A 15300-nucleotide genomic window follows, 5' to 3' on the forward strand; every position below is an offset into this window, starting at 1 on the left:
AAGCCCGCGCCGCCGCACGTCGCGCCGCTGCGGCCGCACCTGCGGCAGCGACGCCCGCCACGGCAACGCCAGGCGCCAGCACATCGGCCGCGCCCTCGGCACCCGCAGCCGACGACGCCGAAGCGAAGAAAAAGGCCATCATCCAGGCCGCACTCGAACGCGCGCGCCAGAAGAAGGCCGAACTGGCCGCAAGCGGCGCAGGCCCGCGCAACACCGAGCACGTGAGCGCCGACGTGCAGGCGCAGATCGACGCCGCCGAAGCGCGCCGCAAGCGTCTCGGGATGGCATCGCCGCAGGACGGGCCCGCCCCGGACGCCCCCAAAAAAGACGACAAGCCCGCATAAGAACCCACGGCCCCCATACGAGCCATGAACGCCACCAAGCGCCGCGCCATCTACGAAACGCTGCAAAGCCTCAACCCGAACCCCACGACCGAGCTGGAGTTTTCGACGCCGTTCGAACTCCTGATCGCCGTGCTGCTGTCCGCGCAGGCCACCGATGTCTCGGTGAACAAGGCCATGCGCAAGATGTTTCCAGTCGCCAACACGCCCGCCACCGTGCTCGCGCTAGGCGAAGAAGGCGTGGCGGACTACATCAAGACGATCGGCCTGTACCGCACCAAGGCGAAAAACGTGATCGCCACCTGCCGGATCCTCGTCGAGCAGTACGGCAGCGAGGTGCCGCAGACGCGCGAGGCGCTCGAAAGCCTGCCGGGCGTAGGCCGCAAGACGGCGAACGTGGTGCTCAACACGGCCTTCGGTCATCCGACCATCGCCGTGGACACGCATATTTTCCGCGTCGCCAACCGCACGGGACTCGCGCCAGGCAAGGACGTGAAGGCCGTCGAGACCGCGCTGGAAAAGTTCACGCCCAGGGAGTTCCTGCAGGATGCGCACCATTGGCTGATCCTGCACGGGCGCTACGTCTGCAAGGCGCGCCGCCCCGAGTGCTGGCACTGCGTGATCGAGCCGCTGTGCGAATTCAAGCCGAAAACCCCGCCGCCCGAGCTCTGACAGCGCAACCGCGCCCGGCGTCGTAGAATGGATTTCCCGGACGCCGACGCTCTTTCCAGTGGCTTCTGGCCCCGTATCAAACACACCACCCCACGATTCACGATGTTCAATCCCAGCCGCGACGAAGTCCGCCGCTTTTTCACCGAGACCTGGCGCAAGCAGCGCGCAGGCGAAATCCTCACGCCGCTCGAAGCGATTGCCGCCGACTGGATCGTCGAGCATCCCGAATACCACGCGGAACTCGCCGACGCCGACCAGGCCGCCGCCCAGGACTATTCGCCCGAGCGCGGCCAGACCAACCCCTTCCTGCACCTGTCGATGCATCTGGCGATCAGCGAACAACTGTCGATCGACCAGCCGCCGGGCATCCGCGCGGCGCACGACCGGCTCGCGGCGCGCATGGGTTCCACCCACGACGCGCAGCACGCGATCATGGAGTGCCTGGGCGAGACGATCTGGGAAGCGCAGCGCACCGGCACGCCGCCCGACACCGACGCCTATCTCCAGCGCATCGAGCGCCGCGCCACGCGCGACTGAGCGACTGAGCGCTAGAAGGCACACGCAACGCCAATAAAAACACCCCGCTTGCCGCGCGATTTCCAGCGCGGCAAGCGGGGTGTCTTCGTTTCTAGCGCGCCTGATGCAGCGCGCATCGAGATTACTTCTTGTCGATCAGGTCGCCCTTGAGCGATTCGATGTAGGCGGCGAGATCCTTCATGTCGCTCTGCGACAGGCTCTGCACCTGCGCCTGCATGATCGGATTGCTGCGGCCGAGATGCGGGTTGCCGTTGCCCATCTGGTACTGGCGCAGCGCCCAGTAGATGTAGTCGGCGTGCTGGCCCGCGAGCTTCGGATACTCCGGGCTCACTGGCTTGTTCAGGTTCACGCCGTGGCAGGCCGCGCAGTTGTGGCTGTCGGCGAGCACCTTGCCGTTGGAGGCGTCGGCGGCATGCGCCGGATGCAGCGCGAGCGTCGCGGCCAGCGCAGCGGCGGCTGAGCCCAGCACTGCAGCTTTAAACAGCGATGCACGCGTATTGGCGCGCGCACCGGCACGCACGGCCGTAAAGGGCTTGTTCATGGATTCTTGTCTCCCGTGCCGGTTACTTCTCGGGGTTGTTCTTGGACGTAGCCGTCTGCGACGCGTAATAAGCCGCGATGTCGGCGATATCCTGGTCACTCAGCGTAGTCGCGATGGCGTGCATCGTTTCGAAGTGCCGATCGCCCTTCTTGTAGCCGTGCAGCGCGTTCTGGATGTACTGCGCGTTCTGGCCGCCCAGAATGGGCACGTGATAGACCTCGGGATAGGCGGTGCGGTAGTCGGGAATACCATGACAGCCGATACACATGGCAACCTTGCCTTGACCTGCCTTCGCGTCGCCCACGACATCCGCGTGTGCCGTGGCCGCGAAGCCCGCCAGCACGGTCACAACGCCGAGCATGACGCGCTTGCCGACAATTTTTTTCATAGCATCCAACCTGGCTTGAGGGGATTCGAACGCCCGAACCGCAGGCCACGGCCTGCGCCGCATTACTGCTGTTTTACTTTTGGGTCGCCGTGCAGGCCGAAAAAAATCGGTCTGAGTATACCGCGACGCCGCGCAGCCCGTCCACGGGGCTGCCGCCCGCCGCGCGCCCGCTCAGGCCCGCCAGACGGGGCTTGGGCGTTGTGTGGGCGGCCCGGGCGGCGGGTCGTGCGGGTCATCCCTGATGCGCTGCACGCGACATGCATGCCGCACGCAACGATGGATAAAACGCTGACGGTTCGGTTCGGAAACACTGGCGATGCGGTGCTCAATGAGTACCGCATCGGGCGGAGCCAACGATACGCGAGCCCCCTCTGAAGCAACACCCCATCTGACTTATACTGGGATTTTTTTCAGCGAGCGGTTCATCATGCGCGCCACGCGTTTCGAAGGCTCTTCGCAGTACGTCGCCACCGACGATCTCAAGCTCGCGGTCAACGCCGCCATCACACTGAAGCGCCCGCTGCTCATCAAGGGCGAGCCCGGCACCGGCAAGACCATGCTGGCCGAGGAAGTCGCCGCCGCGCTGGACATGCCGCTGATGCAATGGCACATCAAGTCCACCACGAAGGCGCAGCAAGGCCTCTACGAATACGACGCGGTGTCGCGCCTGCGCGATTCGCAGCTGGGCGACGAGCGCGTCAAGGACATCCGCAACTACATCGTCAAGGGCGTGCTGTGGCAGGCGTTCGAGTCGGAGCAGCAAAGCGTGCTGCTGATCGACGAGATCGACAAGGCCGATATCGAGTTCCCCAACGACCTGCTGCGCGAACTCGACCGCATGGAGTTCTACGTCTACGAGACGCGCGAGCTCATCAAGGCAAAGCAGCGCCCGCTCGTCATCATCACGTCGAACAACGAGAAGGAACTGCCGGACGCATTCCTGCGCCGCTGCTTCTTCCACTACATCAGCTTCCCCGATCCGGCCACGATGCAGCGCATCGTCGAGGTGCACTACCCCGGTATCCGCCGCGAGCTGCTCAACGCCGCGATGGAAAGCTTCTTCGAGCTGCGTAATGTCGCGGGCCTGAAGAAAAAACCTTCGACGTCCGAACTGCTCGACTGGCTCAAGCTGCTGCTCGCCGAAGACATTCCGCCCGAAGCGTTGCGCGCGGCGGACGGCTCGAAGTCGATGCCGCCGCTCGCAGGCGCGCTGCTCAAGAACGAACAGGACATGACGCTGTTCGAGCGGCTCATCTACATGAACCGCCACAACCGCTGAGCCGCGCACGCGACAGGCACCCGAAGCACGGAGAACCCGCATGCTGATCGACTTCTTCTACACGCTGCGCGACGCGAAGCTGCCCGTCTCCGTGAAGGAATACCTCACGCTCGTGGAAGCGCTCAAGGAGCGCGTGATCGCGCCGTCGCTCGACGACTTCTACTACCTCGCGCGCATGACGCTCGTGAAGGACGAGCAGTATTTCGACCGTTTCGACCAGGCGTTCGGCGCATATTTTCGCGGCATCGAGAAGAAGTCCGAACAGGCTTTCGAGATTCCCGAGGACTGGCTCAAGAAGAAGCTCGAACGCGATTTCACGCCCGAGCAGCGCGCGCAGATCGAAGCGATGGGCGGCCTCGACAAGCTCATGGAGCGCCTCAAAGAGCTGTTCGAGGAGCAAAAGGAGCGCCACGAGGGCGGCAGCAAGTGGATCGGCACGGGCGGCACTTCGCCGTTCGGCAACGGCGGCTATAACCCCGAAGGCATTCGCATCGGCGGCGAAGGCGGCCAGCGCAGCGCCGTGAAGGTGTGGGATGCGCGCGCGTTTCGCGATTACGACGACCAGGTCGAGATCGGCACGCGCAACATCAAGGTGGCCTTGCGACGCCTGCGCCGTTTCGCGCGCGAAGGCGCGGTCGAGGAACTCGATCTCGACGGCACGATCCGCAGCACCGCCGCCAACGCGGGCTGGCTCGATCTCAAGATGGTGCCGGAGCGCCACAACAACGTGAAAGTGCTGATGCTGCTCGACGTGGGTGGCTCGATGGACGATCACATCAAGCGCACCGAAGAGCTGTTCTCCGCCGCCAAGGCCGAGTTCAAGCACCTGGAGTTCTACTACTTCCACAACTGCGTCTACGACTATCTGTGGAAGAACAACCGCCGCCGTCACGCCGAGCGCACGCCCACCTGGGATCTGCTGCACAAGTTCACGCCCGACTACAAGCTCATCTTCGTCGGCGACGCGACCATGAGCCCCTATGAAGTGCTGCAACCGGGCGGCTCGGTCGAGTACAACAACCCCGAAGCGGGCGCTGTCTGGCTGCGGCGTCTGGCCGACCAGTTCCCGCATTTCGCGTGGCTCAATCCCGAGCCCGAGCGGCTCTGGGAATACCGCCAGTCGGTGTCGGTGATCCGCGAGATTCTCGGGCATCGCATGTATCCGCTGACCGTCGCGGGACTGGAAACCGCCATGCGCGTGCTGAGCAAATAAGGCATCGATCAGCCCGCCGCGCCGCTGCACACCCCTTCACGCTAGCCAGCCGTTCGACCAGACGGTTGCGCGCACAACCTCACACAATAAATACGAGGAGAGTTTCAGCATGACCGCGCCTTCATCCCCCGACCTGCCGGCAAGCGCCCGGCCGGGACCGCTGCGGCCGCTCGCCGATACGTCGGTTGCCACGATCGTGGCCGGTTTCGTCGCGATGATGACGGGCTACACCAGTTCGCTGGTGCTGATGTTCCAGGCCGGCCAGGCCGCGCACCTCACCGACGCGCAGATTTCCTCGTGGATCTGGGCGCTTTCGATTGGCATGGCCGTGACCACCATCGGCCTGTCGCTGTGGTTTCGCGCGCCCACCGTGGTGGCATGGTCGACACCGGGCGCGGCGCTGCTCATCAGCTCGCTGCCGCACGTGCCGTACGCCGAGGCCATCGGCGCGTATATCGTCTGCGCCGTGCTGCTCACCGCCGTGGGCCTCACCGGCTGGTTCGACACGCTGATGAAGCGCATTCCCGCCGGCATCGCGGCGGCGCTGCTCGCGGGCATCCTGTTCGAAATCGGCATCGAGATCTTTCACGCCGCCCAGGTGCAGACGCCGCTCGTGCTCACGATGTTCTTCGCCTACCTGCTGATGAAGCGCTTCGTGCCGCGCTATGCGATCGTCGGCACGCTGGTCGTCGGGATCGCGGCGGCGGCGGCGCTCGGGCTGCTCGATTTCAGCCATTTCCACGTGGCCGTGGCGAAACCCGTGTTCACCATGCCCGCATTCTCGGTGCAGGCGATCGTCAGCATCGGCATTCCGTTGTTCGTCGTGGCGATGGCCTCGCAGAACGTGCCCGGCATCGCCGTGATCCGCGCCGATGGCTACGACACGCCCTCCTCGCCGCTGATCGCCACCACGGGCCTCGCCTCGCTCGTGCTCGCGCCGTTCGGCTCGCACGGCATCAACCTCGCGGCGATCACGGCGGCGATCTGCACCGGCCCGCACGCGCACGAAGACCGCACCAAGCGCTACATGGCGGCGGTCTGGTGCGGCATCTTCTACCTGATTGCGGGCACCTTCGGCGCGACCATCGCGGCGCTGTTCGCGGCGTTTCCGCAGGCGCTGGTGGTGTCGATCGCGGCGCTCGCGCTGTTCGGCTCGATCATGAGCGGCCTCACCAACGCGATGCAGAACCCCAAAGAGCGCGAGGCCGCGCTCGTGACCTTCATGGTGACGGCCTCGGGCCTCACGCTGCTGTCCATCGGCGCGGCGTTCTGGGGGCTGGTGGCGGGCGTCGTCACGCAGGTCGTGCTCAGCGCACGCAAGGCGTAATGGGTCGACGACCACGACGGGCGTGACGCCAGCCAATCGAAAGCCCCGGCACCGGATTTGCGCCAATTTTTGTTCGGGACGCCCGCGTCATCGCACCGCCTCCCGATCCGCCATAAAATAACGTAGTGAGAGCCGCGCCGATCTGTCCGATCCGTCCGAACCTTCCCAGGCCGGATCTGGGTCGATCCCATCGGCGCGGCACCGCCCTTTCGCGTACAGGCGTATAGCGTTTAGCGTTCCGCCCTGCGCACCCAGGCCAGCCGCCCGGGCGCACAGGCTGTTCAACTTTCCCCGACGCCGGCGCGCATGCGCCCACAAGGCCAGACATGACTACCGCACTCGATCAGCTCAAGCAGTACACCACCGTCGTCGCCGACACGGGCGACTTCCAGCAATTCGTCCAGTACAAGCCGCAGGACGCGACCACCAACCCGTCGCTGATCCTCAAGGCCGTGCAGAAGGCGGAATACCGCCCGCTGCTCGAAAAAACCGTGCGCGATCACGCGAGCGAGTCGGTCGAAGCGATCATCGACCACCTGCTGATCGCTTTCGGCACCGAAATCCTCAAGATCATCCCGGGCCGCGTCTCGACCGAAGTCGACGCGCGTCTGTCGTTCGACACGCAGAAGTCGATCGACAAGGCCCATCACATCATCGACCTCTACAAGCAGGCCGGCATCGAGAAAGAGCGCGTGCTGATCAAGCTTGCCTCGACGTGGGAAGGCATCCGCGCCGCCGAAGTGCTGCAGAAGGAAGGCATCCGCTGCAACATGACGCTGCTGTTCTCGCTCGCCCAGGCCGCGGCCTGCGCCGAAGCGGGCGCGCAGCTGATCTCGCCGTTCGTCGGCCGCATCTATGACTGGTACAAGAAGGCCAAGGGCGCGGACTGGGACGACGCGAAGGACGGCGGCGCCAACGATCCGGGCGTGCAGTCGGTGCGCAAGATCTACGCGTACTACAAGAAGTTCGGCTACAAGACCGAAGTGATGGGCGCGAGCTTCCGCAACACGAGCCAGATCGTCGAACTCGCGGGCTGCGACCTGCTCACGATCAGCCCCGACCTGCTGCAAAAGCTGCAAGACAGCAGCGAAAAGATCGACCGCAAGCTCTCGCCCGAAGCGTTCGCGAACGAGCAGATCGAGCGCATTGGCGTGGACGAGCCGACCTTCCGCTTCCTGCTCAACGAAGACGCGATGGCGACCGAAAAGCTCGCCGAAGGCATTCGCGCCTTCGCCGCCGATGCAGTGAAGCTCGACAAGATGGTCGAGGAACTGCGCGCGAAGTAAGCGCCACGTTAAGTCGTCATCACGCGCCTGGCGACCAGGCGCGGGCATGATCCGAAGGGCCGCGCCATCCAGCATGGGCGGCCCTTTTTGCATGGCGCGTCAGCCTGCAACCTCCATTCCCGTCTGCGCTCTCGCAAACCCTGGCGACATGTGTCCCCGAACCGTGCATGCGCGCGCCTAGAATCAGGGCAGCGGCCCACGAGCCGCACGATTCCGGCCCCCGATGTTGGCGACGTCACCCCACAGACGCGTTACGACGCGCCGCACATGCTCACGCATGAACGCGGCTCAAGGGGCCGGCCAAACGTCCAGTCCGCAAGGAAGATGACGATGCAAATTCAGCCCTATCTGTTCTACAACGGCACCTGCGAGGAAGCGATCGCGTTCTATCGCGAAGCGCTCGGCGCCACGGAGCTGTTCAAGATGCGCTTCAAGGACGGCCCGCCCGATCCGCAGCGCCCGATGCCGCCCGAGCTGGCCGACAAGATCATGCACGCGACGATCCAGGTCGGCGATGCGCAGCTGATGATGTCCGATGGCGGCTGCATGACCCAGCACGACACCTTCACCGGCTTCAGTGTGTCGCTGACCGCGCCCGATGCCGCCACGGCTCAACGCTATTTCGACGCGCTCTCGCAAGGCGCGCAGATCGGCATGCCGTTCCAGAAGACCTTCTGGTCGCCCGGCTTCGGCATGCTGACCGACAAGTTCGGCGTGCCGTGGATGGTCACCGCGCCGCCGCTCGAAAGTCCCTCGCCGTAAGGGTTTCGCAACGGCCCCGATGCGCGCGCGTCACACCATGCGATGCAGATGCGCGCGCTCGATATTCCATCTTGGTTCGGTTTCGAGGAGCAAGGCACGCAGTTGCCCCACCTGCTCCTCGAAACGCTGTTCGAGCCAGTAAGGCCCCTGCATTTCCGGTGCAAGCGGCGCGGCCGTGGACGCCATCGCGCGCTCGTCAGGCGGGCTCGCGCCCTGGTCGAGCGGGCTTGAACGCAAGGCCCGCGCCGCCGCTTCCGGATGGCGCGCGCCGCCAAAGCGCAGCGCCCGCGCCGTCGTCAGCAGCGCCTCGCGCACGCACGCGCTGCGCTGCGCGAAGGCCACGCGCACAAGTTGCTGCTCGTAATGCCCAAGCCCCGTCGCCATCATCTCCAGCGAACTCAGAATCGAGCGATGCAGCCGCTGCACCTGTTCGAGCCGCGCCACCGGCACGTCGATTTCCTTTGCCACGGAGGGCATCAGCGCGCGCAACTGCACGAGCCGCGTATTGAGGCGGCGAAACTGCGCGACCTGGGTTTCGGCATCGACATGCACGCCGCACACGATCTGCGCGTAGACGCGCGCGCACTCGCGCAGGTTGTCGGCGAGTCGATAGCGCCACGAGTACGTCGCATGCAGCGGCAGCGCGAACGAGAACGCCAGCGCGATCACAATGCCGATCATCACGTTGAGCGTGCGCCACAGGCCCGTGTCGATATGGTTGTCGCCGTGCCCCGCGACGATGCACATCGTGATGGCCGTGAGCAGCGCCACATAGCCCGGCTTGCCGATCGCGTAGTAACTGCACACGGCCGCGACAATCGACATCAGCGCATACGTGAGCCACGTCGAGCCGGTCACGGCCTGCACGACGATCAGCGTAAGCCCGATCAACGCGCCGAGCAGCGTGCCGAGCGCGCGCTCGGTGGCCTTCTTGCGGATGTTGCCGTGATGCTGGAGACCGCCGATCACCACCAGCAGCGTGACCGACGACCAGATGCCGTGCGGAATATCGATGCCCGTGGTCGCGAGGATCGACACGAGCATTGCCAGCCCCACGCGCACCGCGTGGATGACGCCGGCGTTGCGGTAGCGATAGAACGGCGAGGTGAGCGCACGCCACATGCGCGCCGCGCGCGAGCGCCGGCGTGCGGGGCGCGCGGTGCGATGAATGTCGATATCGTTTTCAGGATCGGGAGCGGGATCGGTCAAGGCCATGGCGCGAAGAAAGTTGCGACTACGGCAAACATCGTGCACCAGAAAAACAAAAGCCCGCAACCGTGAAGTTGCGGGCTTTCATCGCGCGTGGGGCGCAAAACCGGATCAGCTTTCGAGCACGTCGCGATAGTCCTCGGGGCGGGTGCGATCGTGACCCTTCTGCATGCCGACCATATGCACCAGTGCGGACACCACCACCGACACCACCAGGTTCACGATCAGCGACCACACCGCCGCGTAACCCGGCACGTCCATGCCGAACAGATGCACGACGAAGATCGAGCCCTTCAGGTGCAGCGAAATCGCCATCCACGTGCCCGTAGCGATACCCACGGCCCAGCCGATCAACAAGCCGCGCCAGTCGAGCATGCGCGTGTAGAGACCCAGCACGATGGCCGGCAGCGTCTGGATGATCCAGATGCCGCCCAGCAACTGAAGCTGGATCGCGTACGTCAGCGGCAGGCCCAGGATGAACGCCACCGCCCCGACCTTCACGATCAGCGAGACCATCTTGGCGATATTGGTCTCCTGCTCGTTGGTCATGTTGCGGTTGATGAACTCCTTGTGGATATTGCGCGTGTAGAGATTGGCGGCCGCGATCGACATGATCGCCGCGGGCACCAGCGCGCCGATGCCGATGGCCGCAAACGCCACGCCCACGAACCACGACGGGAAGAAGTGCAGGAACAGCGCGGGCACCGCAAAGTTCGGGCCGAAGGCCTTGAAGTACGGCGCGTACTCCGGCATGTCCTTCACGCCCGAAGCCAGCGCCATGTAGCCGAGCAGCGCCAGCAGGCCGAGCACGAGCGAGTACGCGGGCAGCATCGCCATGTTGCGGCGGATGGTGTTGCCCGACGACGACGACAAAATCGCCGTGACCGAGTGCGGATACAGGAACAGCGCGAGCGCCGATCCCACCGCGAGCGTCGCGTAGGCGCTATAGCCGTTCAGGCTCGACGCATCGGGCGCCTTGAGCAGCAGCTTGGCCGGCGGCACCGACGCGAAGATATGGCCGAAGCCGCCCATCTGGGCCGGAATCACGATGATCGCCACGGCGATGGTGATGTAGATGAGCACATCCTTCACCACGGCGATCATGGCCGGCGCGCGCAGACCCGAGGTGTAGGTGTAGGCCGCGAGAATCGCGAACGCGATGATGAGCGGCAGGTCGCCGACGAAGCCCGTGGTGTCGAAGCCGAGCGCGCCGATCACCACTTCGATCCCCACCAGTTGCAACGCGATGTACGGCATGGTCGCGACAATGCCCGTCACGGCGATCGCGAGCGCCAGCATGCGGCTGCCGTAGCGCGCGCTCACGAAGTCGGCGGACGTCACGTACTGGTGACGCTTGGCGATGGCCCAGAGCTTGGGGAACACCACGAAGGCGAACGGATAGATCAGGATGGTGTACGGCAGCGCGAAGAAACCCGTTGCGCCCGCGCCGAACACCAGCGCAGGAACCGCCACGAACGTGTACGCGGTATAGAGGTCGCCGCCCAGCAGGAACCAGGTGACGACGGTGCCGAAGCGCCGCCCGCCCAGGCCCCACTCCTCCAGATGCCCGAGGTCGCCCTTGCGCCAGTGCGCGGCCAGGAAGCCGACGATCGTCACGCCGATGAAGAACAGGATGAAGACGAAGGTTGCGGTGGCATTCATCGCGCACCTCCCGCTTTGCCGCCCTTCGAGCGATCCTTGGTCTTGAGGTAGACGAGCGCGGTAATAACGGCGCTGATCAGCACCCAGGCCAGTTGATACCAGTAGAAGAACGGAAAGTCCCACAACGTGGGTTCGACCTTGTTGTACGACGGCACCCAGATCATGGCGATCCAGGGCAAGAGCAACAGCCAGAGCCAGTGCTTGCTGGCCTTTGCGGCGTCGGCGTCGTGAGCCATGACGTCTCCTCCTCGCGACTTATGTTGTTATGCGGCCTCATTCTGGCCGTTGCAGGCCCGCGAGCTCGTGCCTCGCAAGGTCCCCGAAAGCGCTAAAAAGCGTACCGACGCCATGACGGCGGGTCAACCGGGGCCGACCCCAACAGTTCGGATCGGAAACTGTCAGTGATCCGAACCCACGGACATATGACAGGCAAAAAACAGGCGAAAAAAAACCGACCCCGTGCGAGACGGGGCCGGTTGGATGCTGCGCGTTATCGGGCGCTAAAAAGCGTCAGATGGCACGGCTTGAATCGCGATCCGTGGATCGCGAGCCTTAGATCGCGAAAGTCTGGCCTTCCTTGCCGACTTCCTTGCACGCTGCGCGCAGCGCCTTGACCCACTGGTTCGCGGGCAGGCCGAGCTTGCTTTCGAGCAGACGCGCGCGCTTGTCGAGCGCCGTCCAGCTCACGTCGAGTGCCGGGCCCGAGAACGCCAGCGCGACGCGGTTGCCGTCGTGCACTTCCGGCAGTGCGATCACGCGGCCATCGAAGGCTTCTTTCAGGCGCTTCATGTTGCGCACGTAGCTCGGATGGTCGCCGAACAGGTTGATGGTCGCGACGCCCGCGTCCGCGAGACACGCGCGCACGGCGCGGTAGAACGCGACGCTGTCGAGCACCGGGCCGCGTGCGGTCGCATCGTAAATGTCGATCTGCAACGCGCCGATCGTGCCGTGGTTCGAGCGATCCTGCACGAAGTCCCACGCGTCGAGTTCGCGCACGTTCAGGCGTGCGTCGTCGTGCGGCAGGTCGAACATCGTGCGAGCGGCGACCACGACAGCCGGGTTCAGCTCGATGGCCTCGACCTTGGCCGGGCGCAGGTAGCGGTGCGCGAACTTGGTCAGCGCCGCGGCGCCCAGGCCCAGTTGCACGATGCGCGCGGGCGTGGCGAGGAACAGCAGCCAGGACATCATCTGCTGCGCGTATTCGAGTTCGATGTGTTGCGGCTTCGACAGACGCATCGCGCCTTGCACCCATTCGGTGCCGAAGTGCAGGTAACGCACGCCGCTCTCTTCCGAGAACGTGACCGGCGCGAAACGCGGCTTGCGCGGCGCTTCGATGACGGGTGCGTGCTCGAGGTCGTCAGCCGCAGCGGCGGCGCGACGCGGACGCTTCGTCATCTTTTCGACCTTCGGTGCGGCTTCGGCTTGTGCGGCCTTCGCAGCCTTCGCGTTCACACGCTTGGCGCGTGCGGGCTTGGCCGGTGCGGCTTCCTTCACGATTTCTTTCACGGCTTCCTCCACGACTTTCTTCGCAGCCGGCTTTGCCGCGGCCTTCACCGCGCGCTTCGCAGCAGGCTTTGCTTCTGCCTTCGCAGCAGGCTTCGCTTCTGCCTTTGCAGCCGGCTTCGCTTCTGCCTTTGCAGCAGGCTTCGCTTCTGCCTTCGCAGCAGGCTTCGCTTCTGCCTTCGCAGCAGGCTTCGCTTCTGCCTTTGCAGCAGGCTTCGCTTCTGCCTTCGCAGCAGGCTTCGCTTCTGCCTTCGCAGCAGGCTTCGCTTCTGCCTTCGCAGCAGCTTTGCGCACGCGCTTGACCGGCGCCTTCGCTGCGGGTGCGTCGGCTTGCGCTTCGACTTGCGGTGCAGCCGCTGCTGCCGTTTCGACCTGCGCGACCTGCGCGTCTTGAGCAGCCTGTTCAGGCGCTGCGGCTTCGGCGGTCGTCGTGGCGGGCGTCTTGTTAAATGCGCGCGCCTCGGCCGAAGCGCGCTTGATGAGAGTCGTCATGTAAAGATGTCTTGCTTGTGAGGAGCAGGTGCAGATGCGCGTTTTGCGCTGCGTTTACGGTGCTGTTTCAGCCGCGAGAAATACATGCGAACGGAACGCATCTGCGCGGGCGAACGAGAGCATAGCATTCGTGACGCATCGGCCTCGTATTCCGGGACAACTCAGCGCAGCAAATCCACGCGACCTCGCTCAATCGCACTCGCTCACGCCATGCGCAGTGGTGCAATTTTTCACGCGCCAATGTGTTTCGTCGACGATGCCAACGCCTGCATTCGTGCCGCCGATGGCAGGCGTGCCGCCTTGCAGCGCAGCCAGGTTCACGCGCACCGGACGAAAGTGCAGGTCGACGCGTGCGAGATGCAAGGCCGGCGGCGCAGGAGGCAACGGCGAAGCCGCATCGATCGCACGCTGGACGTCATCGTCGAGTTCGTCGTTGCCACTCGAATGCAGCAGTTTCACGGAGACGATCGAACCGTCGCCAGCCAATCGAATGGACACAACCGCCTCGCTGTCCAGCGGCACGCGCTTCTGGTTGGCAAACATATTGCCGCCCAGTTTGCAGCTGACGTAACGCCGCCACTGCGAAGCACTAAGGGTCGCCTCGGTGGGCGACGCGAAACCTGGCGGCGCCACTGTGTTCAGGCAGCGTTGCATGACCTGTGCGGGCGTAGCGCGAACGTGCGGCCCCGCGGACGCCGGGTCATCGGATGCGCAGCCGTTCAGTGCAAGCAGTGCGAGCAGCAAAGGAAAGACGATCAGGAGCCGGCGGTTGTTTTTCATTGTGGTCTCGTGTCCCGTCGATGCAGGGCGCGCACCTCGGCGTGCGCGAGACCATGCTAGCGCGAAGAGTTTGCGAAGCGCTTACGGCTCGATGCGCTTCGTTGCGCCTGCGAAGTCGCTCAATGCACGCCACGCCACGAGCTTCGCGGCGAAGTTCATCGACGCATAGGCAGGACTACTGGACGGCAGGTTCAGCAAACGAAAGCGCTGCGCATGCACGCCAAGAATGCGTTCGCCGAGACGCGCGGCCGTGCCGCCGTTGAACGCGATCGCTTCGAGCACAGGCAAGCCGTCGATCAGCGCGACGAGATCGTTGCCCGCGTGATCGCGGATATTGCTGTCGAGACTACCGTCCCGTCGAGCCTCAGCCACCACGTCCCACAGCCCGACGCGATGCTCCCGCAGCGCCTGCAAACGCGCGTCATAGTCGAGCGCGGGCAGATCGACGCCGATGACGTCGCCGACCAGATGCCAGAACTTGTTCTGCTTGTGCGCGTAATACTGCTGATGCGCGAGCGACGCCTCGCCGGGCAGGCTGCCGAGAATGAGCACACGCGTATGCGCATCGACAACGGGCGGAAAGCAGCGCTTGAAACTCGTCACGAGACGGCCCTCTCAGCGCGCGAGGTGATGGGACGACGGTTGCGCGCGCGATGCGGTGTGGCCGAGCGGCCCGCGCTCGCGTGCGGAATGCGCGGGCAGCGCCGGTTGCGCGTCGCGGTCGAGATGCGCCCACAGTGCGGGCAGCATGCATTCGGTGACGAGTAGCGGCTCGCCGTGCCGCTCGAAGACCGAACGGCGCGCGACGAACGCATGCGGCGCCACTGCGGCCGTCTCGCGCGCAGCGAGCGCGTGCAGCGGATGCCGCGCGCTCACGCGGCGCGACACCAGCGCCGAGCGCGACACGCCGCTATCGGTGTAAAGCAGTTCCGCCAGCGGCCGGGTGCGCAGACGGCGCATGGCCTGCCAGACGCCGTGACTCGCGGCGAGCGGCGTCGCGCTATGCGCGGCGACGTACGGCACGCCATCGACGGCCAGCACGATCTCGCGCACCCAGGCCCGCTCGCGCGGCGCGAGACCGAGCGCGGCGCATTCGTCGGGCCAGGGCATGGCGACGGCTTCGCGCGTCACGCGCACAACGACTTCGCCCAGCGCGCGCAGATGCGCCGTGAGCGAACCGCCGCGCGTGAGCCAGTCTTTTTGATCGGCGCTGAAGGCCGCCAGGGGCGCGACACGCCAGTGCGCGTCGGCGGCATCGAATCGGTTGGGCATGGCGGGCATTATAGAAGGTGCGGGTTTCGATTCGCT

16 protein-coding genes and 1 pseudogene are annotated in these 15300 nt (G+C 65.1%); 8 read left to right on the plus strand and 9 right to left on the minus strand.

Going from position 1 to position 15300, the window contains the following annotated elements; genetic code table 11:
• The 3 genes and pseudogenes from BBA01S_RS47535 to BBA01S_RS11285 form a co-directional block, all read left to right on the plus strand.
• Window positions 1-344 (plus strand): annotated as a pseudogene (locus BBA01S_RS47535) (electron transport complex subunit RsxB); the annotation flags it as partial.
• A gap of 24 nt (window positions 345-368) precedes the next feature.
• Window positions 369-1013 (plus strand): endonuclease III, encoded by a 645-nt coding sequence (gene nth, locus BBA01S_RS11280; protein ID WP_027816529.1) that lies wholly within the window; start codon window positions 369-371, stop codon window positions 1011-1013.
• A 102-nt stretch (window positions 1014-1115) separates the two neighbouring features.
• Window positions 1116-1550 (plus strand): DUF1841 family protein, encoded by a 435-nt coding sequence (locus BBA01S_RS11285; protein ID WP_027816530.1) that lies wholly within the window; start codon window positions 1116-1118, stop codon window positions 1548-1550.
• Window positions 1551-1671: 121 nt separating this feature from the next.
• Here the strand turns inward: BBA01S_RS11285 and BBA01S_RS11290 are convergent, their stop codons facing one another.
• The gene (locus BBA01S_RS11290; protein WP_084162070.1) at window positions 1672-2091 is read right to left on the minus strand and encodes a c-type cytochrome; all 420 of its coding nucleotides are present in this window, start codon (window positions 2089-2091) and stop codon (window positions 1672-1674) included.
• Window positions 2092-2113: 22 nt separating this feature from the next.
• Window positions 2114-2479 (minus strand): c-type cytochrome, encoded by a 366-nt coding sequence (locus BBA01S_RS11295; RefSeq protein ID WP_027816532.1) that lies wholly within the window; start codon window positions 2477-2479, stop codon window positions 2114-2116.
• Window positions 2480-2906: 427 nt separating this feature from the next.
• Here BBA01S_RS11295 and BBA01S_RS11300 point away from each other — a divergent pair, with 427 nt between their 5' ends.
• From BBA01S_RS11300 to BBA01S_RS11320, 5 genes are all read left to right on the plus strand, one after another.
• Window positions 2907-3758 (plus strand): AAA family ATPase, encoded by an 852-nt coding sequence (locus BBA01S_RS11300; protein WP_027816533.1) that lies wholly within the window; start codon window positions 2907-2909, stop codon window positions 3756-3758.
• A 40-nt stretch (window positions 3759-3798) separates the two neighbouring features.
• The gene (locus BBA01S_RS11305) at window positions 3799-4971 is read left to right on the plus strand and encodes a vWA domain-containing protein (protein ID WP_027816534.1); all 1173 of its coding nucleotides are present in this window, start codon (window positions 3799-3801) and stop codon (window positions 4969-4971) included.
• A gap of 109 nt (window positions 4972-5080) precedes the next feature.
• On the plus strand, window positions 5081-6298 hold the full coding sequence (locus tag BBA01S_RS11310; protein ID WP_027816535.1) for a benzoate/H(+) symporter BenE family transporter: 1218 nt from the start codon (window positions 5081-5083) through the stop codon (window positions 6296-6298).
• A 326-nt stretch (window positions 6299-6624) separates the two neighbouring features.
• Complete coding sequence (tal, locus tag BBA01S_RS11315; RefSeq protein WP_027816536.1) at window positions 6625-7584, plus strand: transaldolase; 960 nt, start codon at window positions 6625-6627, stop codon at window positions 7582-7584.
• Window positions 7585-7914: 330 nt separating this feature from the next.
• Window positions 7915-8346 (plus strand): VOC family protein, encoded by a 432-nt coding sequence (locus BBA01S_RS11320; RefSeq protein ID WP_027816537.1) that lies wholly within the window; start codon window positions 7915-7917, stop codon window positions 8344-8346.
• Window positions 8347-8376: 30 nt separating this feature from the next.
• Here BBA01S_RS11320 and BBA01S_RS11325 read toward each other — a convergent pair whose 3' ends face one another.
• The 7 genes from BBA01S_RS11325 to BBA01S_RS11355 form a co-directional block, all read right to left on the minus strand.
• Window positions 8377-9561: an FUSC family protein gene (locus BBA01S_RS11325; RefSeq protein ID WP_407668304.1), complete on the minus strand. Its 1185-nt coding sequence runs from the start codon at window positions 9559-9561 to the stop codon at window positions 8377-8379.
• Between the two features lie 105 nt (window positions 9562-9666).
• Window positions 9667-11217 carry a monocarboxylate uptake permease MctP gene (gene mctP / locus BBA01S_RS11330; RefSeq protein ID WP_027816539.1) on the minus strand — a complete coding sequence of 517 codons (1551 nt, stop codon included), beginning with the start codon at window positions 11215-11217 and terminating at the stop codon, window positions 9667-9669.
• Window positions 11214-11453 (minus strand): DUF3311 domain-containing protein, encoded by a 240-nt coding sequence (locus BBA01S_RS11335; protein ID WP_027816540.1) that lies wholly within the window; start codon window positions 11451-11453, stop codon window positions 11214-11216. Before BBA01S_RS11335 ends, mctP begins: the two co-directional genes overlap by 4 nt.
• 316 nt (window positions 11454-11769) lie before the next feature.
• Complete coding sequence (locus BBA01S_RS11340) at window positions 11770-12723, minus strand: class I SAM-dependent methyltransferase (protein ID WP_027816541.1); 954 nt, start codon at window positions 12721-12723, stop codon at window positions 11770-11772.
• A 678-nt stretch (window positions 12724-13401) separates the two neighbouring features.
• The gene (locus tag BBA01S_RS11345) at window positions 13402-13992 is read right to left on the minus strand and encodes a TonB family protein (protein ID WP_027816542.1); all 591 of its coding nucleotides are present in this window, start codon (window positions 13990-13992) and stop codon (window positions 13402-13404) included.
• 81 nt (window positions 13993-14073) lie between these two features.
• Window positions 14074-14595 carry a DNA-deoxyinosine glycosylase gene (locus tag BBA01S_RS11350; RefSeq protein ID WP_027816543.1) on the minus strand — a complete coding sequence of 174 codons (522 nt, stop codon included), beginning with the start codon at window positions 14593-14595 and terminating at the stop codon, window positions 14074-14076.
• A 12-nt stretch (window positions 14596-14607) separates the two neighbouring features.
• On the minus strand, window positions 14608-15264 hold the full coding sequence (locus BBA01S_RS11355; protein ID WP_027816544.1) for a chorismate--pyruvate lyase family protein: 657 nt from the start codon (window positions 15262-15264) through the stop codon (window positions 14608-14610).
• Between the last annotated feature and the right edge of the window lie 36 nt (window positions 15265-15300).

This window comes from Paraburkholderia bannensis NBRC 103871 (assembly GCF_000685015.1).
GTDB lineage: Bacteria > Pseudomonadota > Gammaproteobacteria > Burkholderiales > Burkholderiaceae > Paraburkholderia > Paraburkholderia bannensis.